We start from the raw sequence: 25545 nt of genomic DNA, 5'->3' as shown, positions 1-25545 counted from the left end.
CAGGTGTGCGGTGAGCACGCCAACCGGCGAGGGATGCCCTACCGTTGTCGCTCGTGGGTGTCGGTGATGTCTCGAAGCGCATCCTCCTCGGGCGCAAGCTGAGGAGCGCACAGCTGGGGGAGACGCTCCTTCCCAAGCGGATCGCGCTCCCCGTGTTCGCCAGCGACGCGCTCTCGTCGGTGGCCTACGCCCCGGACGAGATCTTCATCATGCTGGCCATCGCCGGTGCCTCGCAGTACGTCTGGTCGTGGAAGATCGGCATCGCCGTCGCCCTCGTGATGGCGGCCGTGATCGCGTCGTACCGCCAGACCGTGCACGCCTATCCCTCCGGCGGCGGTGACTACGAGGTCGCGACCGTCAACCTCGGGCGGACGGCGGGCATGACCGTGGCGAGCGCGCTGCTGGTCGACTACGTCCTGACCGTCGCGGTGTCGATCTCCTCGGGCGCCAACTACGCGTCGGCGGCGATCCCCGCCTTCCAGGACCACGAGGCGACCATCGCGGTCGTCATGGTGGTGCTGCTGACCGCGATGAACCTGCGGGGCATCCGCGAGTCGGGCACCTTCTTCGCCGTCCCGACCTACCTCTTCATGTTCGCCATCCTCGGGATGTGCGCCTACGGCTTCCTCGAGATGGTGCTCGGCACGCTGCCGCTCGCCGAGAGCGCCGGTCTCGACATCACGCCCAAGGAGGGCTGGGAGGATCCCCTCACCACCTTCGGCCTGCTGATCCTGCTGGCCCGGGCCTTCTCGTCCGGCTGCGCGGCGCTGACCGGCGTCGAGGCGATCTCCAACGGTGTCCCGGCGTTCAAGCGGCCTAAGAGCAAGAACGCCGCGTCCACGCTGCTGCTGCTGGGCCTGATCGCGATCACGATGATGATCAGCGTCATCACGCTGGCCAAGCAGATGGGCCTCAAGTACGTCGACCCGCACGAGCTGAGCCGGCTGACGCTCAACGGCGAGCCGGTCCCGAAGGACTACGACCAGCACGCGGTGATCGCCCAGATCGCGCGGGCGATCTTCCACGACTTCAGCCCCGGCTTCTACTTCGTCGTCACCGTCACCGGCGTGATCCTGGTGCTCGCGGCCAACACCGCCTTCAACGGCTTCCCGGTGCTCGGCTCGATCCTGGCCAAGGACGGCCTCGCCCCCCGCGCGCTCGGCGCCCGCGGCGACCGGCTCGCCTACAGCAACGGCATCGTCTTCCTGGCGCTGATGGCGATCGTCCTCATCGTCGCCTTCGACGCCGAGACCACGAAGCTGATCCAGCTCTACATCGTCGGCGTCTTCGTGTCGTTCAACCTGAGCCAGCTCGGCATGATCCGGCACTGGACCCGCGCGCTGACCACCGAGCGCGATCCCGCCGAGCGGCGGAAGATCTACCGCTCCCGCACCATCAACGCCGTCGGCCTGTCGTTCACCGCGGTCGTGCTCGTGGTCGTGCTGCTGACGAAGTTCCTGGCCGGGGCGTGGATCACGATCCTGGCGATGGCCTTCTTCTTCGCCGTGATGAAGGGCATCAAGAAGCACTACGACAACGTCGAGCGCGAGCTCGCCGCCGACGAGACCGACAAGGCGCTGCCCACCCGCGTGCACGCCATCGTCCTGGTCTCCAAGCTCCACAAGCCGACCCTGCGGGCACTCGCCTTCGCCAAGGCGACCCGGCCCAACTCGCTCGAGGGCGTCTACGTCTCCGTCGACGAGAAGGAGACCGCTCGCTTGCTGGAGGAGTGGGACGAGCGCAACACCGGCATCCCGCTCAAGGTGCTCCACTCGCCGTACCGCGAGGTGGTCAAGCCGATCATCGAGTACGCCTCGGCCATCCGGCGCGCCAACCCGCGCGGCGTCGTCGCCGTCTACATCCCCGAGTACGTCGTCGGCCGCTGGTGGGAGCAGCTCCTGCACAACCAGACCGCGCTGCGGCTCAAGGGCCGGCTGCTGTTCACCCCCGGGGTCATGGTCACGTCGGTGCCCTACCAGCTGCACTCGTCGCAGATCGCGCGCGAGCGCGAGGAGCGCGAGGAGACCCGGGTCCGGCCGGGCGACCTGCGCCGCGGCCGGGTCACGCCTCCCGGCGAGCGCGACGACCGCCAGGTCCCGCGCGGATGAGCCGTCCGCATCCTCGCGCCCGGACCCGCGCGCGCAAGCCGCGCGGCGCCTCGGCCGTCGGCCGGACCTTCGAGGTCGAGGTCGGACCGGTCGCGCACGGCGGCCACTTCGTCGCGCGCGCCGACGACCGGGTCGTCTTCGTGCGCCACGCGCTGCCCGGCGAGCGGGTGGTCGTGGCGATCACCGAGGGCACCGAGGGCGACAAGTTCTGGCGCGGGGACGCCGTCGAGGTGCTCGTCGCCTCGCCGGACCGGGTCACCGCGCCGTGCCGCTACGCCGGCCCCGGCCTCTGCGGGGGCTGCGACTTCCAGCACGTGACCCTCGACGCCCAGCGCCGGCTCAAGGCCGCCGTGGTGGCCGAGCAGCTGCGCCGCGTCGCGAAGCTCGACGTCGCCGTCGAGGTCGAAGCGGTGCCCGGCGACGACGCCGGCCTGCACTGGCGCACCCGGCAGCGCTACGTCGGCCTGCCCGACGGGCGCCGCGGGATGCGCAAGCACCGCTCCCACGAGGTGCTGCCGGTCGACGAGTGCCTCCTCGAGGCGCCCGCCGGGCCGTCGTACGAGGTGCGGGGGCGGACGTTCGAGGTCGCCGACGGCGGCTTCTGGCAGGTCCACCCCGGCGCGCCCGAGACGCTGGTCGGCGCGGTCCTCGACGCGCTCGCGCCGCGCGCGGGCGAGAGTGCCCTCGACCTGTACGCCGGCGTGGGACTCTTCAGCCGCTTCCTCCTCGACGCCGTCGGGCCCACCGGCCGCGTCGCCGCCGTCGAGGGTGACGCCACGGCCTCCGCCCTCTCCGAGCGCAACTGCCCCGGCGTGCTCGCCCTGGCCGGCGACGTCGGCGGCGTGCTCGCCGACGGGCTCCCGTCCGCGTGGGGCCATGCCGACCTCGTCGTCCTCGACCCGCCGCGGGTGGGCGCCAAGCGGGCCGTCGTCGAGCAGGTCGTCCGGCGCGGGCCCCGCGCCGTCGCCTACGTCGCCTGCGACCCCGCGGCCCTGGCCCGGGACGTGGCGATCTTCGCCGAGCACGGCTACCGGCTGAGCAGCCTGCGCGCCTTCGACCTCTTCCCGATGACGCACCACGTCGAGTGCGTCGCGCTGCTGGAGCCGGTCATTTCATAATCCTTGAAAGTCTTCTAGGATTGTGTCATGGGAGCAGTCAGCGTCGCGCAGGCCGCGGAGCGGCTCGGGGTCAGCGTGCCGCGGGTCCACCAGCGCATCGCCGACGGCTCGCTGGTCGCCGAGAGGATCGGCTCCCAGTGGGTGGTCGACGAGCGCTCGCTGCTGCACGTCCAGGAGCGCGCCCGGCCCGGGCGCCCGCTCTCGCCCCGCTCTGCGTGGGCCGTCGTCGCCGCGTCGGAGGGTGACCGCGAACGGCTGAGGCACAGCGGTCCGGCGGCGTCCTCGCGTGCCCGCGTGCAGCTGAGTCGGCTGCTGGAGCCTGCGATCGACCCTGCCGCGGACGAGGCAGCAGTCCGCGACCTGGCCGTGTCGCTCAGGTCGGTGTTCCGCAACCGGGCCCAGCGGCGACTACTTCGTGCGTCGCCTGCGGATCTCGCCGATCTCAGGGCAGACGACCGCTGGGCCATGATCGTCGATCTCGGGACCGCCGGCATCGCGTCGGCGGACGTCGAGGGATACCTCCGTGCGTCCGACTGCGACCTGCTGAAGGACTACCTCCTCGTCGAGGCCGACCACGACGCGAACGTGGTCCTGCACGTCATCGCCGACGAGCAGCACCCCTTCCCCGACTCTCGGCTGCGGCTGGCGGCCGATCTCGCCGAGCACCGGGGCCCCCGGGAGGAGGCCCGGGCAGCCGAGCTACTGCACGAGCTGGCCAGGGAGTGGCAGGCGGCGGAGCGATGATCGCCTTGCCAGCGATGCCTCCCGAGCAGACTGCCTCCTGGCTCGGCCTGCTGGACCTGCACCAGCGACTTGCCGACGGCTGGACCCTGATCGGCGGCCAGCTGGTCCATCTGCACTGCGCGGAGCGCGGGCTGCTCGCCGTCCGGCCGACCAACGACGCCGACACGGTCATCGACGTCCGCGCGGCGCCCACGATGCTCGCCACCTTCACCAACGCCCTGACCGATCTCGGGTTCACCTCGGCCGGCATCTCCGCTGAGGGGCTCCAGCACCGCTGGGTCCGGGGCGACGCCTCGATCGACGTGCTCCTACCGGACGGCGTCGGCGAGCGAGCGAGGCTGCGCCACGGCGTCACGGGCAGTCCGACCCTGGCCACCGCCGGCGGGACCCAAGCGCTCCAGCGCAGCGAGACCGTTGCGGTGATGGTCGCCGGTCGTGAAGGGGCGGTACGTCGGCCGAATCTCGTCGGTGCCCTCGTCGGCAAGGCCGCAGCCCTCGCGAACGCGAGCGATCCCGGCCTCGGGCGCCACCGGCGCGACTTCGCGATCCTGGCCGGTCTGCTGACGGCCCGGGACTTCCGGAGCGAGGAGCTCACGAAGAAGGACCGCCAGCGGCTGCGAGCGATGGTCGCTGCGGTGCAGCAGGACGGTGCGCTGCTGCTCGAGGTCCCGAGTGCCGAGGTCTCGCTCGATCGCCTCGTCATGGCCGCGGACCTGTAGGCGTTCGTGAGCCCCGCCACCCGCGGCGGGGGTGCCCGGCCTCGTCGCGCGCTCCCGGCAGTCCGGAGCAGGCAGACTGGCGCCCATGACGACGCCTGGGACGCCTGAGCCGGACCCGACCCCGGAGCCGCCCGAGGAGCCCGAGCCGCAACCCGAGCCCGAGCCCGAGCACCTGGTGCTCACCGGCGGCGCCGTCGACACCCTGCTCGAGCCCACCTCCCTCACCGTCGTCCCCGGCGAGGTCGTCGTCGCGGTCGGCCGTCCCGGGCACGGCAATGTGGCGCTGGCGCTCGCGTTGGCCGGCCGCCTCCCGCTGTCGAGCGGCACCGTCACGCTGGGCGGCGACCCTGAGCCGCGACGCCGGCAGCGGGCGGTCGTGCTGGTCGACGTCCCGGGCGTGACCGAGCCCGACGACGCCGTCCCGTTCCGGGTGATCGTGGGGGAGGAGCTGGCGCTGGCCGGGCTCCCCGCGAGCCGGGGGGCGGCGACGAGCTGGTTGCGTGAGCAACACCTGAGCGACCGGGCGCGGGCGCGCACCGAGGACGTCCCGGCCGTCGAGCGGCTCCGGACGCTCGCCGAGCTGGGCGCGGCCCGGCCCGGTGCCGCGTTCCTGGTGCTGGTCTCGCCCGACCGGCACGGCCTGCACCACCGGGACTGGTGGCCGGTCGCCCAGGCGGCCGCCGAGCGCGGGCTCGGCGTCTTGGTCACCGTCAGCGACGCCGTCGACCTGTCCGGCCACCACCTCGCGGCCGGGCACACCGCGACGATCGGTCCCGCCCACCGTGCCGAGGAGGCCACCGCATGAACGCCCTGCGCATCGCCTGGACCGAGCTGTCGCGGCTGCTGAGCATCCGGATGGGCCGGATCACGGTCCTGGCTCTCGTCACCGTCCCGACCATCTACGCCGGCCTCTACCTCTACGCCAACCACGACCCCTACTCCGCGCTCGACCGGGTCCCCACCGCGCTCGTCGTCGAGGACGCCGGCTCGACCAGCGCCGACGGCTCGGAGCTCGACGCCGGCCGCGAGGTCGCCGACCAGCTGCTCGACTCCGGCGACTTCGGCTGGCACGAGGTCGACCGGGCGCAGGCCCAGGCGGGCGTGGACGACGGCACGTACGACTTCGCGCTGATCATCCCGCGCGACTTCTCCGCGGCGCTGACCAGCAGCGCGGGCGCCGAGCCGGAGCAGGCGAAGCTGACCATGCTCACCAACGACGCCAACTCCTACCTGTCGACGACGATCGCCAACACGGTCGCCACCAAGGTCCGCGACGCGATCTCCGAGCGGGTCTCGAAGGAGGCGGTGAGCACGTTCCTGCTCGGCATCGCCGACGTCCGCACCGGCCTGGTGCAGGGCGCCGACGGCGCCGGCCAGCTGTACGACGGCCTGCGCGACGCGCGCCGCGGCTCGCAGCAGCTCGTCGGCGGCAGCGAGCAGCTCGCCACCGGCGCGGGTGACCTGTCGACGGGCGCGACCCGGCTGCGCGACGGCCTCGCCACGCTGTCCACCAAGACCGCCGCACTGCCCGGCCAGGCGCGCAAGCTCGCCGACGGCGCACGCCAGGTCGCGGCGGGGGACAAGAAGGTCTCCGACGCGGGCGACCGGGTGGCCGGTGCCGTCCACGACGCGCGGGTCGCCTACGACCGGGGCCGCGGCGACCTCGCCGACCGGATGGACCAGCTCGGCCTCGACCCGGCCGCGCAGCGCCAGCTGCTCGCGATCTACGACCGGGTCGGCGGCGACGTCCACGACGTCGACGCCAAGGCCGGCCAGGTCAAGCGCCAGCTCAACAAGCTCTCCTCGGGCGCGGCCCAGGTGGCGGCCGGCGCCGACCAGCTCGCGGCCGCCGCCCCGGCGCTGGTCGACGGCATCGACCAGGCCCACACCGGCTCGAAGCAGCTCGCCACCGGTGCCGGCCGGCTGCACACCGGCGCCGACACGCTGCACGACGGCACGGTCGAGCTCCGGGCCGGCCTCGGCAAGCTGACCAAGGGGGCCAAGAGCCTGCACGACGGGCTCGAGTCCGGCGTCGCGAAGGTGCCCGACACCAACGAGAAGTCCCGCCAGCGCATCGCCGACACCGTGGCGAGCCCCATCGACGTCCGCTCCGCCAACAACGCGCAGGCCCGCAACTACGGCGCCGGCCTGGCGCCGTTCTTCCTGGCGCTCGCCGCGTGGATCGGCGGCTACGTGCTCTTCCTGCTGGTCCGCCCGCTCTCCTCCCGGGCGCTGGCGGCCAACCAGAACTCGCTGCGCATCGCCGTCGGCGGCTGGCTGCCGCCGGCCCTGATCGGCGCCGCGCAGATGACGCTCGCCTTCGTCGTGGTCGCCTCGGTGCTCGACGTCGGCGTGGTCGAGGGCCTGCGCACCTGGCTGTTCATGATGCTCATCTCGGCGACCTTCGTCGCGATCGTGCACCTGATGAACGCCCTGCTCGGCACCCCCGGCCAGTTCCTCGCGCTGGTGCTGATGGTGGTCCAGCTCGTCACCGCGGGCGGCACCTTCCCGTGGCAGACCATCCCGCAACCCCTGCACTGGCTCCACGACATCCTGCCGATGAGCTACGCCGTCGACGGCCTGCGCCAGCTCATGTACGGCGGCGACCCGGCGCGGGCGACCACGGCGGTGCTCGTGCTCGCCGCCTACCTCGTCGGCTCGCTCGCCCTCACCAGCCTGGTCGCCCGCCGCCAGCGGGTCTGGTCGACGACCCGGGTCAAGCCGACCGTCGTCCTCTAGGTCGGTCTGCCGGCTCCCGCGAAGTGCGTGGGTTGCGGGCACGAAGTGGGCCGGTTGCGGGTGCGAGATCCGCAACCCACGCACTTCGGACCCGCAACCCACGCACTTCGGGCCCGCAACCGACGCACTTCGCGGGGTAGGAAGGGTCAGCGCACCACGTCGTAGCAGAGCTTCTGGATGCCGTTGGCGTAGGACTCGGTCTCGACGAGCCGCAGCATCTGCTTGTCCTTGTCGGTCTCGCTCCACATCCGCTTGCCGGCGCCGAGGACGACCGGGAACACCAGCAGGTGGTAGCGGTCGATCAGCCCGGCGTCGGCGAGGCCGCGGGCCAGCGACGCGCTGCCGTGGACGCTGATCGGGCCGCCCTCGGTCTGCTTGAGCGCGGCGACGTCGTCGAGCGAGCGCAGGATCGTGGTCTCGCCCCAGTTGTCGACCAGGTCGTCCTCGCCGAGGGTGGTCGAGACGACGTACTTGGGCATCGCGTTGTACTGCGGGAACTCCTCGGTCATCGTCGGCCACACCGGCGCGAAGCCCTGGTAGCTGACCCGGCCGAGCAGCAGCGCGCCGGCCTCCTCCTGCTCGCGGCCCTTGAGCTCGTAGGCCTCGGGGACGAAGTCGATGTCCTGGAAGGTCCAGCCGTCGTTGCGGTAGCCCTCGCCACCGCCGGGGCCCTCGACGACGCCGTCGAGCGAGACGAAGGCGGTGTAGATCAGGGTGCGCATGGTGACCTCCTGGGTCGGGTTGGGGGCGCTTCCACCCTCTCCACGAAGGGGGAGCGACGGGTACGACAGGCGGCCGGATCTTTTTTCGCTTGTCCTCAAGTCGGCTTGAGGTTCTACCGTCGCCTCATGAGCATGGAGTCGATCGCCTGGAACCAGGTGTACCGGAGCATGAACGCTCCGGACGAGAAGCGGGCGTTCAACAAGCAGACGGCGGGCCGGATCCTGCGCTTCGCGCGGCCGCACCGCAGTCGCCTCATCGGGTTCGTGGTGCTCAGCGTCATCAGCGCCGCGCTCGCGGTGGCCACGCCGGTGCTGGCCGGCAAGGTGGTCAACGCGATCGTCGCGGGCGACCGGCGGGACGTCGTGGTGGGGCTCGCGCTGCTCATCGCGGGGCTCGCCGTCCTCGACGCCGGGTTCGGGCTGCTGGGGCGCTGGCTGTCGTCGCGCATCGGTGAGGGCCTGATCCTCGACCTGCGCACGGCCGTCTTCGACCACGTGCAGCGGATGCCGGTCGCGTTCTTCAGCCGGACCCGCACCGGCGCGCTCGTGAGCCGGCTCAACAACGACGTGATCGGCGCGCAGCGCGCGTTCAGCCAGACCCTGTCGGGCGTCGTCGGCAACCTGGTGATGCTCGTGCTGACCGTCGTCGTGATGCTCGGGATCTCGTGGCAGGTCACCCTGCTCGCGCTCGTGCTGCTCCCGGTGTTCGTCGTCCCGGCGCGGCGGATGGGGCGCCGGCTGGCCGGCGTCCAGCGCGAGGCCGCCGACCACAACGCGGCCATGGGCAACCAGATGACGGAGCGCTTCTCGGCGCCGGGCGCCACGCTGGTCAAGCTGTTCGGCCGCCCCGAGCAGGAGTCGGCCGAGTTCGCCGCGCGGGCGCGTCGCGTCGCCCAGATCGGCGTGCGGACGGCCATGGTGCAGACGACGTTCGTCACCGCGCTGACGCTCGTCTCGGCGCTCGCGATCGCCGTCGTGTACGGCGTGGGCGGCTCGCTCGCCCTCAACGGCACCCTCGACGCCGGAGACGTGGTAGCCCTGTCGCTGCTGCTCACCCGGCTCTACGCGCCGCTGACGGCGCTCGCGAGCGCGCGGGTCGAGGTGATGAGCGCGCTCGTCAGCTTCGAGCGGGTCTTCGAGGTGCTCGACCTCGAGCCGCTGATCAAGGACCGCCCGGGCGCCGGCGCCGTGCCCGAGGGACCGGTCGCGGTCGAGCTCGACGACGTCCGGTTCGCCTACCCCTCCGCCGACAAGGTGTCGCTGGCCTCGCTCGAGGCGGTGGCCACGCTCGACACGCGTGGTGGCGAGGAGGTGCTCCACGGCATCACCCTGCGCGCCGAGCCGGGCCAGGTCGTGGCACTCGTCGGTTCGTCGGGCGCGGGCAAGTCGACCATCGCCCAGCTCGTCTCGCGGCTCTACGACGTCGACGCCGGCGCCGTCCGGCTGGCGGGGGTCGACGTGCGCGACCTGACCGCCGAGGCGATCCGCGGTGCGGTGGGCATGGTCACCCAGGACGGGCACCTCTTCCACGACTCGATCCGCGGCAACCTGCTGCTCGCCCGGCCCGAGGCGGCCGAGGAAGACCTGTGGGACGCGCTGACCCGGGCCCGGCTCGCCGACCTGGTCCGCTCGCTGCCCGACGGGCTCGAGACGGTCGTGGGGGAGCGCGGCTACCGGCTCTCCGGCGGCGAGCGGCAGCGGCTGACCATCGCCCGGCTCCTGCTCAAGCAGCCGCGCGTCGTCATCCTCGACGAGGCGACCGCCTCGCTGGACTCGACCTCGGAGGCCGCGGTGCAGGCCGCGCTGGGCGAGGCTCTGGTCGGGCGGACGGCGATCGTCATCGCGCACCGCCTCTCCACCATCCGCGCGGCGGACCTGATCGCGGTGGTCGAGGACGGCCGGATCGTGGAGCAGGGCACCCATGCCGAGCTGCTCGCCGCGGGCGGTCGCTACGAGGAGCTGTACGTCACCCAGTTCGCCGAGGACGGTGGAGATCTACCTCGGTCTCGTGTATCTTGACATCAAGAGATACCCGGGTTCGGGGACTCTGCGAACTTAGGTCAGCCTCACTATCCCCGGTGCGCATCGCGGCGGCAGGATGAACGAGAGACCTACCGACAACGATTCAGTCGACGAGGACGGAGACGCGATGGCCAGCAAGAACAGCTTCGGCGCCAAGAGCACCCTGGACGTGGAGGGCAAGTCCTACGAGATCTTCCGCCTCGACGCGGTCAAGGGTGAGGGTCTCGATGTCGAGAGCCTGCCCTTCTCGCTGAAGGTGCTGCTCGAGAACCTGCTCCGCACCGAGGACGGCGCGGACATCACCGCCGAGGACATCAAGGCCCTCGCCGGCTGGGACGAGACCGCCCAGCCCGACAAGGAGATCCAGTTCACGCCGGCCCGCGTGATCATGCAGGACTTCACCGGCGTGCCCTGCGTCGTCGACCTCGCCACCATGCGCGAGGCGATGGCCGAGCTCGGCGGCGACGCCACCAAGATCAACCCGCTCGCGCCGGCCGAGATGGTCATCGACCACTCCGTGATGGCCGACGTCTTCGGCACGCCGGAGGCCTTCCAGCGCAACGTCGAGATCGAGTACGAGCGCAACCGCGAGCGCTACCAGTTCCTGCGCTGGGGCCAGGGCGCCTTCGACGACTTCAAGGTCGTCCCCCCGGGCACCGGCATCGTCCACCAGGTCAACATCGAGCACCTCGCGCGCACCGTCTTCACCCGCGAGGTCGACGGCGAGCTGCTGGCCTACCCCGACACCTGCGTCGGCACCGACTCGCACACCACCATGGTCAACGGCATCGGCGTCGTCGGCTGGGGCGTCGGCGGCATCGAGGCCGAGGCCGCGATGCTCGGCCAGCCGGTCTCGATGCTCATCCCGCGCGTGGTCGGCTTCAAGCTCTCCGGCGAGCTGCCGGCCGGCTCGACCGCCACCGACCTGGTGCTCACCATCACCGAGATGGTCCGCAAGCACGGCGTCGTCGGCAAGTTCGTCGAGTTCTACGGCCCCGGTGTCGCAGCGCTGCCGCTCGCCAACCGCGCCACCATCGGCAACATGTCGCCCGAGTTCGGCTCGACCATCGCGGTCTTCCCGATCGACGAGGAGACCACGACCTACCTGCGCCTGACCGGCCGCTCCGAGGAGCAGATCGCGCTCGTCGAGAAGTACGCCAAGGAGCAGGGCCTCTGGCTCGACCCGGCCGCCGAGCCGCGCTACTCCGAGAAGCTCGAGCTCGACCTCGCGACCGTCGTCCCCTCGATCGCCGGCCCGAAGCGCCCGCAGGACCGGGTCCTCGTCTCCGAGGCCAAGGAGTCGTTCCGCACCGCGCTCGTCGACTACGCCGGCGAGGTGCAGGACACCAAGGGCTACGACGAGGCGGTCGAGGAGTCCTTCCCGGGCTCGGACGCCCCCTCGCACGACCCGGCCCAGTCCAACGGTGAGGCCGCTCCCAACGCGCACCTCTCCGCGGCGGCGACCGACGGCGGCCGGGCCTCGACCCCCGTCGAGGTCACGCTCGAGGACGGCACCACCTTCACGCTCGACCACGGTGCGGTGACGATCGCCTCGATCACCTCCTGCACCAACACGTCCAACCCGTCGGTCATGATCGGCGCGGCGCTGCTCGCCAAGAAGGCCGTCGAGAAGGGCCTGACCCGCAAGCCGTGGGTCAAGACCACGCTCGCGCCCGGCTCGCAGGTCGTCTCCGACTACTACGACAAGGCCGGCCTCACGCCGTACCTCGACAAGCTGGGCTTCAACCTCGTCGGCTACGGCTGCGTGACCTGCATCGGCAACTCGGGCCCGCTCATCCCCGAGGTCTCCGCGGCGGTCAACGAGCACGACCTCGCGGTCGTCTCGGTGCTCTCGGGCAACCGCAACTTCGAGGGCCGGATCAGCCCCGACATCAAGATGAACTACCTGGCGTCCCCGCCGCTGGTCGTCGCGTACGCGCTCGCCGGCTCGATGGACGTCGACCTGTTCAACGACCCGCTGGGCAAGGACACCGACGGCAACGACGTCTTCCTCAACGACATCTGGCCCTCGCCGGCCGAGGTCGAGGAGACGATCGCCGGTGCGATCAACTCGCAGATGTTCGCCGACTCCTACGCCGACGTCTTCAAGGGCGACGAGCGCTGGCGCTCGCTCCCCACGCCGGAGGGCAACACCTTCACGTGGGACGAGTCCTCGACGTACGTCCGCAAGGCGCCCTACTTCGACGGCATGCCCGACGAGCCGGCCCCGGTCACCGACATCTCCGGTGCTCGCGTCCTGCTCAAGCTCGGCGACTCGGTCACCACCGACCACATCTCGCCGGCCGGCTCGATCAAGGCCGACTCGCCCGCGGGCAAGTACCTCACCGAGAACGGCGTCGGTCCGCGCGACTTCAACTCCTACGGCTCGCGCCGCGGCAACCACGAGGTCATGATCCGCGGCACGTTCGCGAACATCCGCCTGCGCAACCAGATCGCGCCCGGCACCGAGGGCGGGTTCACCCGTGACTTCACCGTCGCGGACGGCCCCGTCACCACGGTCTACGACGCCTCCGTCAACTACCAGGCCGCGGACATCCCGCTCGTCGTCCTGGCGGGCAAGGAGTACGGCTCGGGCTCCTCGCGCGACTGGGCCGCCAAGGGCACCTCGCTCCTGGGTGTCAAGGCCGTCATCGCCGAGTCGTACGAGCGCATCCACCGCTCGAACCTCATCGGCATGGGCGTCATCCCGCTGCAGTTCCCCGAGGGCCAGAACGCCGAGTCGCTCGGCCTGACCGGCGAGGAGACCTTCTCCTTCTCCGGCATCACCGCGCTCAACGAGGGCACCACGCCCTCGACCGTGAAGGTCACCACCGACACGGGCGTGGAGTTCGACGCGGTCGTTCGCATCGACACCCCCGGTGAGGCGAACTACTACCGCAACGGCGGCATCATGCAGTACGTGCTGCGCAACCTGCTGCGCGGCTGACACCTGCTCGACCCGCTCCACCACGACGGCCCGTCGCTCCCGGAAGGGAGCGGCGGGCCGTCGCGCATCTCCCGTACCGTGCCGGCATGCGCACGATCCCGCCGTCCTTCGCGCCCAGCGCCGTGGCCGCCGTCGACGCGCGCCTCGCGGGCGTGGCGGCCGAGCACGGCGTCCGTGTCGTGTGGGCGATCGAGAGCGGCAGCCGGGCCTGGGGCTTCCCCTCGCCGGACAGCGACTACGACTGCCGCTTCCTCTTCGTGCGCCCGGTCCCGGCCTACCTGGCGCTGTGGCCGCAGCGCGACGTCATCGAGACCCCGCTGGACGCCGTCCTCGACGTCAACGGCTGGGACCTCGCCAAGGCGGTCCGGCTGGCGACCGCCGGCAACGCGACGGTCGGCGAGTGGCTCCGCTCGCCCCTCGTGTACGACGGCGACCCGGACTTCCGCGACGACCTCCTCGCCCTCGTGGCCGAGGTCGCCGATCCGGCGGCCCTGCGCCGGCACTACGCGCACGTGGCTCGGGCGCAGTGGGCCCACGCCGCCGAGGGGGACGGCGACCGGGTCCGGCTCAAGCGGGTCTTCTACGCGGTGCGCCCGGCGCTGACCCTGCGCTGGCTCGACGCCCACGCGGGGGTGCCGCCGATGGCCGTCGACGCGCTGCTCGCCGAGGTGGGCGTGCCGGACGACGTGGCGGCCGAGCTGGACCGCCTGCGCGCGCTCAAGGCGCGCACCCGCGAGCTCGGCACCGCGCCCGTGCCGCGCGCGATCGCGGCCTGGGTCGGTGAGGTGCTCGACGGCGAGGCGGACGGCGTCACGGTGCCGGACCCGGCGCGACGGGCGCGCGCCGAGGCGGGGTTCCGGGAGCTGCTCGAGCGGTGGGCGCCGCCGGCCTGAGCGACGTCGGCCGGAACCTTTCCCCGCGGCACACCCCTCCTTCTGCGGCGCTCGTGGCGTGAGAGGTGGTGAGATCACCTGCGGAGGACCCATGAGCACGCTGCACGACCTGTTGTCCGACCTCGCCGACGACGCGCCGGCCGGCCGGCCCGACCCCGGCCTGTGGGGGCGCGGCGTCCGGCGCCGGCGGCGCCGGCAGGCGGCCCGGATCGGCGCGGTGGTCGCGGCGGTGGCCGTCGTCGCCGTCCTGGCGGCGGTGGTGCGGCTGCAGCCGGCGGCGCCGCCGCCCGCGCCGGTCGACGTGCCCTTCGGGCAGCTGCACCTCCCGCGCGCGGTGCACGCGCCCGGCCCGTGGGCGCCGGGGACCGACGAGACGGGCGCGCCGGGGCCGCTGGCGGTGGTGGGCCTGGCGCAGCGCAACGAGGCGACCGGTCTGCGCGGAGTGCGGACCGCGCTCGCCGTCTTCGGGGTGTCCGCGGTCGACGGCAGGGCGGTCTACCTCGACCTCCGCGGCGCGGGCGCCGGGCCGTTCTACGCCGACGCGCTCGCGCTGTCGCCCGACGGGACGAAGGTCGGCTACCAGCGCCACGAGTCGTGGCGCGGGGAGCCGCGCGTGATCGGGTTCGGCGTCTACGACACGGTGACAGGCCGCACGACGCTGCTCGACGACCCGGACAACCCGGTGATCCGCGGCGGCGTGGCCTCCGAGCTCACCTTCAGCGGCGACTCGCGCCACCTCGAGACGACGTACTCGCTGACCGGGTCCGAGGGCGCGCGGCAGGATTCCCTCGTCGTGTGGGACGTCACCACCGGCGAGCCGACCGTCGCCGAGCCGGCCGGCCACTACTGGATGCCGATCCCCGGCCGGGCGCCGTCCGGGGTGGTGTGGTCGCGCGGCGGCGAGACGTTCACGTTCGACACCGCGACCGGCCGGACCACCTCGGTCCGCAGCGGCTTCGACGTCGGACAGGCGGTCTACGGGCCGGACGGCCGGTCCTTCGCCGCGATCGACCTCGCGGGCGCCGACGGGACACCCTGGCGGCTCTGGGCCGGGCCGCGCCCGGACGCCCTGCGCCAGCTGGATCCGGGGATCGACGTCGACGAGATCCTCGGCTGGCGCGACCCGCGGCACCTGGTCGTGCGCCAGCTCCCGGACGGGCGCGCGGTCGAGGTCGACATCGTCACCGGTCGCGCGACCGGGTTGGGGCTGAGCCTCGACCGTGAGCTGGACAGCCTTCCCCGGTTCGCCGCCGACCTGTGGGCCAACCCGCTCGTGGACGGCGTCGCGCCGGACCGGGCCGGAGACCCGCGGCGGCCCTGGCAATTGGGTGCTGTCGGCCTGCTCGTCGTCCTCCTGGTCGCCGCGGGTGTGCTCGGGAGGCGTCGTGCCCGGCGCTGACGACCTCCAGGCCTCCTTCGAGGCGTACGTCGTCGCCCGCCGTGGTGCGCTGCTGCGCACGGCGTACCTGCTCACCGGCGATGCGCACGCGGCCGAGGACCTCGTCCAGACCGCGCTGCTGAAGGTCGTCGGCACCTGGGGCCGGATCGCCGACCACCCCGACCCCTACGTGCGCCGGGTGCTGGCCCGCGAGAGCGTCAACCGCTGGCGCCGGCGCCGCTGGCGCGAGGTGGCGACCGAGGAGCCGCCCGAGCGGGTGGCCGCCGACCGCGCGCAGGACGGGGTCGACGACCGGATGGTGCTGCGCCAGGCGCTCGACCGGCTCGCGCCGCGGCAGCGCGCCGTGATCGTGCTGCGCTACTACGAGGACCTGACCGAGGCGCAGACCGCCGAGGTGCTGGGGATCTCGGTGGGCACCGTGAAGTCGCAGGCCCGCGACGCCCTGGCCCGGCTCCGGCTGGAGGCGGTGGATACCGTTCGAGCATGATCGTCGCGTTCAGCATCAGCCCCTCCGCCGCCGACGACACCGGCGGTGTCTCCGAGGCGGTGGCGGCCGCGGTCCGGATCGTGCGCGAGTCGGGTCTGCCCAACGAGACCAACGCGATGTTCACCAACATCGAGGGGGAGTGGGACGAGGTGATGGCCGTGGTCAAGCGGGCCGTCGACGCCGTCGCCGCGGTCTCCCCGCGGGTGGGGCTGGTCCTCAAGGCCGACATCCGGCCCGGCTTCGAGGGCGAGCTCACGGCCAAGGTCGAGCGCGTCGAGAGGGCGCTGGGGGAGTGAGCGAGCCGCTCTTCCCGCCGCCGCCCTACCCACCGCCGCCGCCCCCGTTCCACCCGCCCGTGCCCCCGCGCCGCCGGGCCCGCACCGGGCCGGTGGTCCTGGCCGTGCTGGCCGCCGTGCTGGTGGTGGGCGCGGCCGTGCTCGTCCCCGTCCTCCTGACCCGTGACGACGACGCCCCCGCGGCGTCCGCGGGCGGCGACGACGACCTCTCCTCCGTCCGCTCGTACGACGGCCTGACCTTCCGGCACCTCGCCGCGGGTGCCGAGCACGACTACCCGCAGTCGCCGCCCGTCGGCGGTGACCACGCGCCGGTCTGGATCGAGTGCGGTGCGTACGACGAGCCGCTGCCCGAGGTCAACGCGGTGCACGACCTGGAGCACGGCACCACCTGGATCACCTACCGCCCCGACGACGTCGACGCGGCCGGCGTCCGGGCGCTCACGGAGGCGCTGCCGGACAACGGCCTGCTCTCGCCCTACCCGGACCAGGACGCCCCGGTCGTGGTGACGGTCTGGGGCCGCCAGCTCGCGCTGAAGGGGCCGGACGACCCGCGGCTGCCGCTCTTCGTCCAGGAGTACGGCGCGGGGGACACCGCGCCCGAGCCGTTCGCCTCCTGCAACGGCGGCGTCGACCCGGGTGACCTCGCGCCGCCCGGCGGGCCCGTCGTCTAGGCGATTCGGGGTTGACCTTCGATCTGGTTGAGACCCGACGATGTTCCGGTGGCTGATCCCGATCCCGAGCTGATGTCGATCGGCGCGTTCGCCCGGCGCGCCGGGCTGACGGCGAGCGCGCTGCGGTTCTACGACGATGCCGGCCTGCTTCGTCCCGAGCGGGTCGACCCGCTGAGCGGGTACCGGTTCTACAGCGAGCCGCAGCTGGCGCGTGCCCTGCGGGTGCGTCAGCTGCGCGAGATCGGGATGCCGCTGCCCACGATCGGCAGGTTCTTCGCCGCCAGCGCTGCGGAGGCGGCGCGGCTGATCGACGACCAGGCGGCCAGGGTCGCCGCCGAGGCGCACAGCGCCCAGCAGGCAGCAGCGGCGCTCAAGGCCTCCCTCGGCGAGAGCGCCTGCCTCACCCTGTGCGTGCTGCCGGGCCCGGTCCTCGCGGCTGCGGTCGACCAGGTCCTGGCTGCCACGGCCCACGACCCCGAGGTCCCCGTCCTGGGCGGCGTGCGCCTGGAAGCCGGTCCCGACGCCGTGTCGCTCACCGCCACCGATCGCTACCGCCTCGCCACGCGGACGCTGGTGCCCAGCCGGCCGTCGGCCGGTTCGTGGGCAGGCACGCTCGCCGGAGACGACCTGCGGGCCGCGGCCTCGCGGCTCCGGCGGAGCCACGCGGTGACGCTGGACGCGGGCGAGCAGACCCTGGGCTTCCGCACGGCCGACGGCACCGTGATCCACTGCCGCGTGCTGACGGACGTCTTCCCCGACCACAGGCTCCTCATGGGGTCGCTCCCGGCGGTGACCCATCGCGTCACCGTCGAGGCGCAGCAGCTCCTCAGGGCGCTCGAGCGAGCGCCTGCGAAGCTCGGTCTGCGGGTCGCGGACGGCCGGCCGAGTGTCCTGCTGCCGGACGCCGCCGTCGACCTGGACGGCGCCGCGACCGGCCCCGACCTGACGCTCTGGTTCGAGCTGACGACGTTGTACCCCGCGGTGAGCCAGGCGCTCGGCAACGACGTGATGCTCGACGTCCGGGGACCCGACCAGCCCGCCACGGTCCGGTCGGCCGACGACGGTGACCTGACCACGCTCGTCATGCCCTGCCGCACACCCACCCCCGATGACAAGGACTGAGCCCACTCATGACCGATACCGCCGCCGCGCCCGACCCGACCATGGAGGCGATCGGCGACGCCGTGGCCCTCGGGCACGAGGGTGACCCGGACTCGGCCCGGCGCGACCTGCTCGCCCTCTGGCGCCGGATCGGCGCCGCCGGCGACGCGTTCCACCGCTGCACGCTCGCCCACTACCTGGCCGACCTCCACGACGATCCCGCCGAGGCGCTCATCTGGGACGTCCGCGCCCTGGACGCCGCCGAGGCCCTCACCGACGAGCGCACCCAGCGGCACCACGCCAGCCTCCAGGTCGCCGGCTTCTACCCGAGCCTCCACCTCAACGTCGCCGACAACCTCCGCCGCCTGGGCTCCTTCGACGCCGCCGCGGAACACCTCCACCAGGGCGAGCAGCACGCCGGCGTCCTGGCCGACGACACCTACGGCAACACCATCCGCACCGCGATCGCCGAGGTCCGCGAGGCCGTCGCCCGCCGCGACACCGCACGCCGGGCGTCGGCGCCCGGTGCGCCGCGGTGACGCACCCGTGAGCGCCGCTCACCTCCGAACGACCTAGGACCTGCGTCCCAGGACCGACGCCCCGATAGGCGAAACCGATCAGCCATCCCGGAATCCGGGATGGCTGCTCGCATTTTGGGCGATCTGGTCAGGAGCACCCTCCGCGACCCCCTAGGCTTTAAGTCAATCAAGTTAATCAACAAAAGGGCGAACGGGTGCGCCTGCCGAGGGAGGGACTTCGATGGGCGGGTACGACGTCGCCGCGCTGCTGGTGACGCTGGGGCTGTTCGCAGGGATCTACGTGCTGGGCCGGGTGAAGGTGAACTTCAGCCTGCTCACCATCGGCGCACTGGCGCTCGGTGTGGGGGTCGGGGTGGTCTTCGAGGGCCACCTCGACTACGTCGAGCCGGTGGGCAAGGTCTACCTGAACCTGCTGCTCGCGATCGTGGCGCCGCTCATCATGGTCTCGATCCTCTCCAGCATCACCTCGCTGGGCACCACGGCGCAGCTGCGCACGATCGGGGCGCGGTCGGTCGGCTGGCTGCTCGGCCTCAACGCGCTGGCGGTGCTGCTGACGCTCGGCCTCGCGCTCGAGCTGGGCCTCGGCAAGGGCGCCGACATCAAGATCGGCGAGACGAACACGTCGGCGCTGGAGAACATCAAGAAGCCGTTCAGCGAGGTCTTCATCGACTTCTTCCCGACCAACATCGTGGCCGACATCGCCGAGACGAACGTCATCCCGATCATCCTGTTCAGCGTCATGCTGGCCGTCGCCTACGCGCTCGTCGCGGAGAAGGCGCCCGCCACGGTCGCGCCGTTCAAGGGCTTCATCGACGCGCTGCGCGAGATCATCTACCGCGCGGTCGGCTTCGTGATCGCCCTGACGCCGTACGCCGTCCTCTCGCTCACCGCGGTCGCGACCGCCCGGGCCGCCGGGCAGTGGTCGCAGATGGTCTCGCTGCTGGGCGTCCTCGGGCTCGCGTGGTTCGCCTGCTTCTTCCACGCCTACGTCATCAACGGCGTGCTGCTGCGGGTCTTCGGCGACGTCAACCCGATCCGGTTCTTCCGCAAGATGGTGCCCGCGCAGCTCACCGCGTTCACCACGCAGAGCAGCGCCGGGACGCTGCCCGTCACCACGCGGCTGCTGCGCGAGCGGATCGGCGTCCCCTCGGACATCGCCGGCTTCACCGCTCCGCTCGGCACCACCATCGGCATGCCGGGCTGCGCCGGCGTGTGGCCGATCCTGCTGGCGGTCTTCGGCGTCAACGCGCTCGGCATCTCGTGGGGCATCCAGGACTACGTCGTCCTCGTGCTGCTCGGCGTCATCGTCTCCGTCGGTACGGCGGGCGTGCCCGGCACGGCCACCATCACCGCGACCACCGTGCTCACGGCCGCCGGCCTCCCGCTCGAGCTGGTCGCGATCACGCTGCCGGTGAGCATGGTCGCCGACATGGCACGCACGCTCGACAACGTCACGTCCGCCGCCGTCGCGGCCACCATCGTCGCCCGCCAGGAGGGCCGTCTCGACGACGCCGTGTTCGACGGCCTCGTCGTCCCGGACGACATCTCCGGCGAGCTCATCGACTCGGACCCGGGCGTCCCCATCGGGGCCTGCGCCCTGCCCACCCCCACCCCCCAAGGAGCAACCGCATGACCACCCGGCGATCCCTCCGATCACTCCGGATCCTCTCCCTGCTGCCCGCCGCCGCGATCGCGGCGACCCTGGCCGTCTCGTTCGGCCCGGCGCCCGCCGCGCACGCCGACGGCTGGGTCGACGGTGGCGACGAGTTCCCCTGCCTCGACGACGTGACCTGCCTGTGGATCCAGGACTGCGAGCTCGACGAGAACCAGCACCCGATCTACCCGAACCGCAACGGCAAGACGTCGTACCCGGCCGGCAGCTACAGCTACAAGGGCGACAAGCCCACCACGCCGAAGCCGACCCCGACGCCCACGCCGTCGCCGTCCACCCCCAAGCCCGGCGGCAAGCCGACCAAGCCCAGCACCGGCGGCACCGGCGGTGGCAGCACGGGCGGGACCGGCACCGGGACCGGCACCACCGACCCGCTCAGCCCCACGCCCTCCGCCGGCGCCACCGAGCAGGTCGCCGCCGGAGCGCCGAGCGCGCTCGCCGCGCCGACGCTGACGGTCGAGGGCAAGACCGTGACGGTCTCGTGGGCCGCCTCGCCGAACGCCGAGATCGAGCAGGTCACCGGCTACCTCATCCGGTTCACCGGCCAGGAGGCCGTCGAGACGGACGCCGACACGCTCACCTACGTCTTCAAGAACGTCGAGCCCGGCAGCTACCGCGCTGCCGTGTGGGCCCGCAACGCGGCAGGCGAGTCGGCCGGCTCGCCGCCCTCCGAGCCGGTCGTCGTCGGGGTCGACCCGACGACGGTCCAGGGCACGGTCACGGTGACCGGGGACCTCGCACCCGGTGCCACGGTCACCGTGACCGGCACGGGCTTCGCGCCGCGGATCGAGGGCTATGCCCTCGAGCTGCACTCCGACCCGGTCCCGCTGGGCGAGGTGAAGACCGACGACAACGGCGGCTTCACCGCGGACGTCGTCGTCCCGGCGAACGTCGTCGCGGGCGACCACCAGCTCGTCGTCCTCTTCGAGGGCGCCGAGGTGGCGACCAGCCCGGTCACCGTCGCGGCCGCCGCCGGCACGCCGAGCGGTGACGAGGCGAGCGCCGACGTCGCCCACACCGGTGACGACGCCGAGCCGATCCCGGACCACGCCGGGCTGCTCATCCTCGGGGCGCTGGGCGCCGCCGGCGCGCTCTCGCTGGTGTGGCGCCTCGCCCGCGGCCGCCGCCGCCCGAGCGGCCCGCTGGCCGCGCACAAGGTGGTGCCCCACGTCTCCTGACCAGCACCCCCCAGCCAACGACGTGACACGACACGAAAGCGAAGCATCCCGATGAACCACCGCACCCTCCTGCGGCGTACCGCCGCGGCCGGCACCGTCGCCGCCCTCGCGGTCGCCCCGCTGGTGGCGGGCTCCAGCCCCGCCACGGCCGCCGCAGCGGCCCCGGCGGCCGCGCACGCCGCGGCCCCCACCACCTATCCCACGCCCACCCACGGCGCCACGGTCGACTGGTTCGACGCGAAGTACCCCGCCCTCGACAAGGGCAGCGTCTTCGAGACGGTCACCTTCGAGCGCTTCGAGTACCTCCTCAAGAAGAACACCGGCAAGTGGGCCTTCGTGATCGGCGGACCGGAGGACCCCTACCTCCAGCAGACGATCGGTCACATCGAGAAGGTCGCCGAGGCCGAGGGCATCGAGAAGATCTACAACTTCGACCCGAACCTCGACGGCGAGGCGCTCAGCGTCTTCGACCTCACCGGCTACGACCTCGAGAGCGCCGACAACGCGGGCAAGGACCAGTTCCTCGACCTCGGCGAGCGGCTGGTGACCAACTACCTCGGCAAGGACGCCGAGACGCCGTTCACGCTCGCCAACGACGCCGCGAAGCCCGACCGCCGGGTGGCGCCGGAGCACCCCTACCTCTTCGTGTACGACGCCGCGGGCGGCGACAACGCGCGGATCGTCGACGCGCTGGTGACCCCGCCGGCCGACCTGAGCTCGCCGGCCGCCGTGACGGCGTACGAGAACGACGTCGAGCGGGTCCTCACGTCGACCACCCTCGACGTCGACACCCAGTGGGACTTCCTCAGCACCGAGCACAACCGCCGCCACTACGAGCGCTACGTCAAGAACGCCGACCCGGCGACCGAGACGGCCAACCGCAAGCGCTTCGGCGGTGACGTGTTCAAGGCCGACGAGGACCTCACCGACGGCGACGAGGACGACTTCCGGGTCGAGAGCATCACCTACCCCGAGCTGCTCAACATCCTCGACAGCGACGGCGAGTTCCTCGTCCTGTTCGGCGGGACGTGGTGCCACAACACGGCCGCGATCATCAAGCAGACCGCCGAGTACGCGCGCCGCTACGGCATCAAGAAGGTCTACAACTTCGACTTCTCGCTCGACTCGACCGGCAACGGCGGCTCGCTCGACAAGCACATCCGTGACAACGCCTTCCGCACCGTGGGCGGCGTCTCGCGCAAGACCCGTCCCGCGCAGCTCTACGGACGGATCCTCGAGAAGCTGGCCAACGCCAAGACCCAGTACAAGGTCCTCGGCGAGGAGCCGGGCACCCAGAGCACCAGCCCGGTGAAGTACTACGTCGGCGGCGAGGAGAAGCTCGCGCGCAAGATCCAGGTCGGGCACCTGCTGTCGTACGACAAGGACGCCACCGAGGGCGGCCAGCCGGCGCCCGTGCGCGACCAGGCGATCCGCAGCGACTGGACCAACCCCGACGGCGGCACCTTCGCCGGCAACGTCGAGTACATGACCGAGGTCTGGTTCACCCAGGGCAAGGACGCCACCTACGACAGCGCCGACCCGGACCAGCTCCGCGGCAACGTCAACGTCAGCACCGAGGTCGGCCAGAACGCGCTGCAGAACCAGCGCAACTTCGCCAAGGAGGCCATCGACCAGATCCGCGACGTGGTCGCCGGTGTCGCCGGCGGCTACGACAGCACGGTCGCCGTCACCGGCGCGCCCACGTCGGTCTCGGTCGAGAACCCGGGCAGCCTGACCGCCCAGGTGCAGGTCGAGACCGCCTTCACCGGCTTCTACTCCGACCGGACGGCGGGCGCCACGCTCGCCCCGCTCACCGGCAACCGCACGCTGGGCGGCTCGGTCGAGGTGCAGCTCGACGGCACCAAGATCGGCGAGGCCGACGTGCGTCCCGACCGGACCGCGCCGATCGACGTCCCGCTGCCGGCGCTCACCGCGGGCGACCACACCCTCCGCTACGTGTACGGCGGCGGCGCGGGCGGCCGGGTGCTGACCTCGTCGACCGAGCAGACCCTCAAGGTCGTCGCGAAGACCTCGGCGACCACCCTCGGCGCAGCTCCGGCGCTCACCTTCGGCAAGAGCGGCACCATCACCGCGACCGTCTCGGCCGGCGCCACCGGCGAGGTCAGCCTCGCGGGTCTGCCCGGAGGCGCGCTCACCGCGCAGGTCCAGGGCGGCACGGCCACCTTCACCGTGCCGGGCACCGTGCCGGCGGGCAGCTACGCGCTGACCGCGACCTACGCGGGCGACGGGACCTACGCGTCCTCGACCTCCGCGCCGGTCACGCTGACCGTCGGCAAGGCGCTCACCATCAGCAGCGCCGCGTCGGCGAGCACCCCCTACGGCAAGGCGGGCGCCATCAAGGTGACCGTCAGCAGCCCCGGCGGCGGCCCGGTGCCGACCGGCTCGGTCACGCTCACCGGCGTGGGCGCGGCGCAGACCGTCACGCTCACCGGGGGAGTCGCGACCTTCGCCCTGCCCCGCACGCTGGCGGTCCAGCGCTACTCGGCCAAGCTCGTCTACGGCGGCAGCGCGGACCGCAACGGCTCGCAGACCCAGGTCTCCTACACGGTGACGTCGATCGCCCCCTCCAAGGTGGCGTTCGCGGTGACCAAGAAGCCGACCTCGAAGAAGGCCGGCGCCGGACGGGTCACCGTCACGGTCCCGTCGGGTCTCGCCGCCGCCACCGGTCCGGTCACGGTGACCCTCAAGAAGGGCGCCACGACCAAGACGGTCAAGGGCACGCTGGCCAAGGGCGTCGTCACGGTCGCCCTGCCCAAGCTGAAGAAGGGCACCTGGAAGATCAGCGTGAAGTACGCCGGCAGCACCACCTACAAGGCGGCCGCCTCGGCGACGACGTCGCTCAAGGTCACCAAGTGACCCTGGTCGACCAGACGGCCGAGGCCGTCCGCCCGCTCCTTCCGGTCACCGGCGCGGACCTCCGGGTCCCGCTGGTGACCGGCGGGAGCGCGCCCTACGCCAACCTCGACATCGCGGCCAGCGCCCCGGCGCTGCGCAGCGTGTCCGAGCGGGTCGACCAGCTGCTGCCGTACTACTCGAGCGTCCACCGCGGCGCCGGGCACGGCTCGGCGGTCAGCACGGCGGCGCTCGACGCGGCCCGTCGTACGGTGGCCGGGTTCGTGGGGGCCCGGCCCGACGACGTCGTGCAGGTGGTCCGGCACACGACCGACGCCTTCAACCTGCTGGCCTCCGCGGTCCCCGGTGACGTGGTCACGCTCGACGTCGAGCACCACGCCAACCTCCTGCCGTGGGCGCGCGGGCGCCGGCGGACCGTCGCGGCGGGCCGCACGCTCGCCGCGACGGTGGCCGCGGTCGAGGCCGAGCTCGCCCGGGAGCCGGCCGCGCTGCTGGCCGTCACCGGTGCGTCGAACGTGACGGGCGAGGTGCTGCCGCTGGCCGACCTCGTCGCGGTCGCGCACCGGCACGGCGCCCGGATCGCCGTCGACGGCGCGCAGCTCGTCCCGCACCGCCGCGTCGACGTGGCCGGTCTCGGCATCGACTACCTCGCGTTCTCGGGGCACAAGCTCTACGCCCCCTACGGTGCCGGGGTGCTCGTCGGCCGGCCGGACTGGCTCGAGGCCGCGCCGCCGTACCTCGCGGGCGGGGGAGCGGTCCGCGCGGTCGCGCTCGACGCCGTCGAGTGGGCCCCCGTCCCGGCCCGGCACGAGGCGGGCACGCCCAACGTGGTCGGCGCGGTCGCGCTGGCCGCGGCCTGCGAGACCCTCGCCGCGCTGCCCCCCGGCGAGCAGGCTCGGCACGAGTCCGCGCTGGGAGAGCGGCTGCGCACGGGCCTCGCCGCGCTGCCCGGTCTCCGGGTGCTCCGCCTGTGGGACGACGCGACCGACACGCTCGGTCTCGCGACGTTCACGCTGGCGGACCACCCGGCCGAGCTGGTGGCGCAGTACCTCTCCGCGGAGCACGGCATCGCCGTGCGCGCGGGACGGTTCTGCGCGCACCCCCTCCTCGCGCGGCTCAACGACGGCGGCACCGCCGTCCGGGCGAGCGTCGGGCTCGGCACGAGCAGTGCGGACGTCGACCGGCTGCTCGCCGCGCTCGACGCGCTGGTCACCACCGGACCGCGCTGGACCTACGACGCCGCGCACCTGCCGGCGCCGGACCCGCGGCCGCTGCCGCACTGGATCGGCCGGCCCGGCTGAGCGGACCCGCTACGG

20 protein-coding genes are annotated in these 25545 nt (G+C 72.7%); 19 read left to right on the top strand and 1 reads right to left on the bottom strand.

Annotation, left to right across the window (positions count from 1 at the left end; translation table 11 throughout):
• Positions 1 to 53 precede the first annotated feature (53 nt).
• The 6 genes from BM223_RS08175 (at position 54) to BM223_RS08150 (ending at position 7428) form a co-directional block, all read left to right on the top strand.
• Positions 54 to 2108, top strand: a complete 2055-nt coding sequence (locus BM223_RS08175) for an APC family permease (RefSeq protein ID WP_038678518.1) — start codon at positions 54 to 56, stop codon at positions 2106 to 2108.
• Positions 2105 to 3226, top strand: a complete 1122-nt coding sequence (locus BM223_RS08170) for a class I SAM-dependent RNA methyltransferase (protein WP_038678519.1) — start codon at positions 2105 to 2107, stop codon at positions 3224 to 3226. The genes BM223_RS08175 and BM223_RS08170 overlap by 4 nt, the downstream gene beginning before the upstream one ends.
• A 27-nt stretch (positions 3227 to 3253) precedes the next feature.
• Positions 3254 to 3970 (top strand): helix-turn-helix domain-containing protein, encoded by a 717-nt coding sequence (locus BM223_RS08165; protein ID WP_038678521.1) that lies wholly within the window; start codon positions 3254 to 3256, stop codon positions 3968 to 3970.
• A gap of 14 nt (positions 3971 to 3984) precedes the next feature.
• Positions 3985 to 4689: a hypothetical protein gene (locus tag BM223_RS08160; protein ID WP_038678523.1), complete on the top strand. Its 705-nt coding sequence runs from the start codon at positions 3985 to 3987 to the stop codon at positions 4687 to 4689.
• 85 nt (positions 4690 to 4774) lie between these two features.
• Positions 4775 to 5494, top strand: a complete 720-nt coding sequence (locus BM223_RS08155; RefSeq protein ID WP_052138522.1) for a hypothetical protein — start codon at positions 4775 to 4777, stop codon at positions 5492 to 5494.
• Positions 5491 to 7428: a YhgE/Pip domain-containing protein gene (locus BM223_RS08150; RefSeq protein WP_038678525.1), complete on the top strand. Its 1938-nt coding sequence runs from the start codon at positions 5491 to 5493 to the stop codon at positions 7426 to 7428. The genes BM223_RS08155 and BM223_RS08150 overlap by 4 nt, the downstream gene beginning before the upstream one ends.
• Positions 7429 to 7574: 146 nt before the next feature.
• Here the strand turns inward: BM223_RS08150 and BM223_RS08145 are convergent, their stop codons facing one another.
• The gene (locus tag BM223_RS08145) at positions 7575 to 8150 is read right to left on the bottom strand and encodes a dihydrofolate reductase family protein (RefSeq protein WP_038678527.1); all 576 of its coding nucleotides are present in this window, start codon (positions 8148 to 8150) and stop codon (positions 7575 to 7577) included.
• A 126-nt stretch (positions 8151 to 8276) separates the two neighbouring features.
• On the opposite strand from BM223_RS08145, the gene BM223_RS08140 reads away from it, so the two are divergent.
• The 13 genes from BM223_RS08140 to BM223_RS08080 all read left to right on the top strand — a co-directional run bounded on the left by BM223_RS08140 (position 8277) and on the right by BM223_RS08080 (position 25530).
• Complete coding sequence (locus BM223_RS08140; RefSeq protein WP_038678529.1) at positions 8277 to 10169, top strand: ABC transporter ATP-binding protein; 1893 nt, start codon at positions 8277 to 8279, stop codon at positions 10167 to 10169.
• A gap of 130 nt (positions 10170 to 10299) precedes the next feature.
• Positions 10300 to 13119: an aconitate hydratase gene (locus BM223_RS08135; RefSeq protein WP_038678531.1), complete on the top strand. Its 2820-nt coding sequence runs from the start codon at positions 10300 to 10302 to the stop codon at positions 13117 to 13119.
• Between the two features lie 86 nt (positions 13120 to 13205).
• The gene (locus BM223_RS08130) at positions 13206 to 14012 is read left to right on the top strand and encodes a nucleotidyltransferase domain-containing protein (protein ID WP_052138523.1); all 807 of its coding nucleotides are present in this window, start codon (positions 13206 to 13208) and stop codon (positions 14010 to 14012) included.
• 91 nt (positions 14013 to 14103) lie between these two features.
• Entirely contained in the window at positions 14104 to 15411 is a 1308-nt protein-coding gene (locus tag BM223_RS08125) for a hypothetical protein (protein ID WP_038678533.1), read from the top strand.
• Positions 15398 to 15898, top strand: coding sequence for a SigE family RNA polymerase sigma factor (locus BM223_RS08120; RefSeq protein ID WP_038678535.1), 501 nt, complete (start codon positions 15398 to 15400; stop codon positions 15896 to 15898). Before BM223_RS08125 ends, BM223_RS08120 begins: the two co-directional genes overlap by 14 nt.
• Entirely contained in the window at positions 15895 to 16194 is a 300-nt protein-coding gene (locus tag BM223_RS08115) for a thiamine-binding protein (protein WP_038678536.1), read from the top strand. The genes BM223_RS08120 and BM223_RS08115 overlap by 4 nt, the downstream gene beginning before the upstream one ends.
• Entirely contained in the window at positions 16191 to 16865 is a 675-nt protein-coding gene (locus BM223_RS08110; protein WP_052138524.1) for a thioredoxin-like domain-containing protein, read from the top strand. The genes BM223_RS08115 and BM223_RS08110 overlap by 4 nt, the downstream gene beginning before the upstream one ends.
• A 48-nt stretch (positions 16866 to 16913) precedes the next feature.
• Positions 16914 to 17987 carry a DNA polymerase III subunit beta family protein gene (locus tag BM223_RS08105; RefSeq protein WP_200887109.1) on the top strand — a complete coding sequence of 358 codons (1074 nt, stop codon included), beginning with the start codon at positions 16914 to 16916 and terminating at the stop codon, positions 17985 to 17987.
• An 8-nt stretch (positions 17988 to 17995) separates the two neighbouring features.
• Complete coding sequence (locus BM223_RS08100; protein WP_038678540.1) at positions 17996 to 18505, top strand: hypothetical protein; 510 nt, start codon at positions 17996 to 17998, stop codon at positions 18503 to 18505.
• A gap of 220 nt (positions 18506 to 18725) precedes the next feature.
• On the top strand, positions 18726 to 20138 hold the full coding sequence (locus BM223_RS08095) for a dicarboxylate/amino acid:cation symporter (protein WP_052138525.1): 1413 nt from the start codon (positions 18726 to 18728) through the stop codon (positions 20136 to 20138).
• Positions 20135 to 21355 (top strand): fibronectin type III domain-containing protein, encoded by a 1221-nt coding sequence (locus BM223_RS08090; RefSeq protein ID WP_038678542.1) that lies wholly within the window; start codon positions 20135 to 20137, stop codon positions 21353 to 21355. Before BM223_RS08095 ends, BM223_RS08090 begins: the two co-directional genes overlap by 4 nt.
• A 51-nt stretch (positions 21356 to 21406) precedes the next feature.
• Positions 21407 to 24232 carry an Ig-like domain repeat protein gene (locus tag BM223_RS08085; RefSeq protein WP_038678545.1) on the top strand — a complete coding sequence of 942 codons (2826 nt, stop codon included), beginning with the start codon at positions 21407 to 21409 and terminating at the stop codon, positions 24230 to 24232.
• Positions 24229 to 25530: an aminotransferase class V-fold PLP-dependent enzyme gene (locus tag BM223_RS08080; RefSeq protein WP_038678547.1), complete on the top strand. Its 1302-nt coding sequence runs from the start codon at positions 24229 to 24231 to the stop codon at positions 25528 to 25530. The genes BM223_RS08085 and BM223_RS08080 overlap by 4 nt, the downstream gene beginning before the upstream one ends.
• The last annotated feature ends 15 nt before the right edge of the window (positions 25531 to 25545 follow it).

Source organism: Pimelobacter simplex (assembly GCF_900114845.1).
Classification (GTDB): domain Bacteria; phylum Actinomycetota; class Actinomycetes; order Propionibacteriales; family Nocardioidaceae; genus Nocardioides; species Nocardioides simplex.
This window is presented reverse-complemented; position numbering and strand designations above follow the sequence as displayed.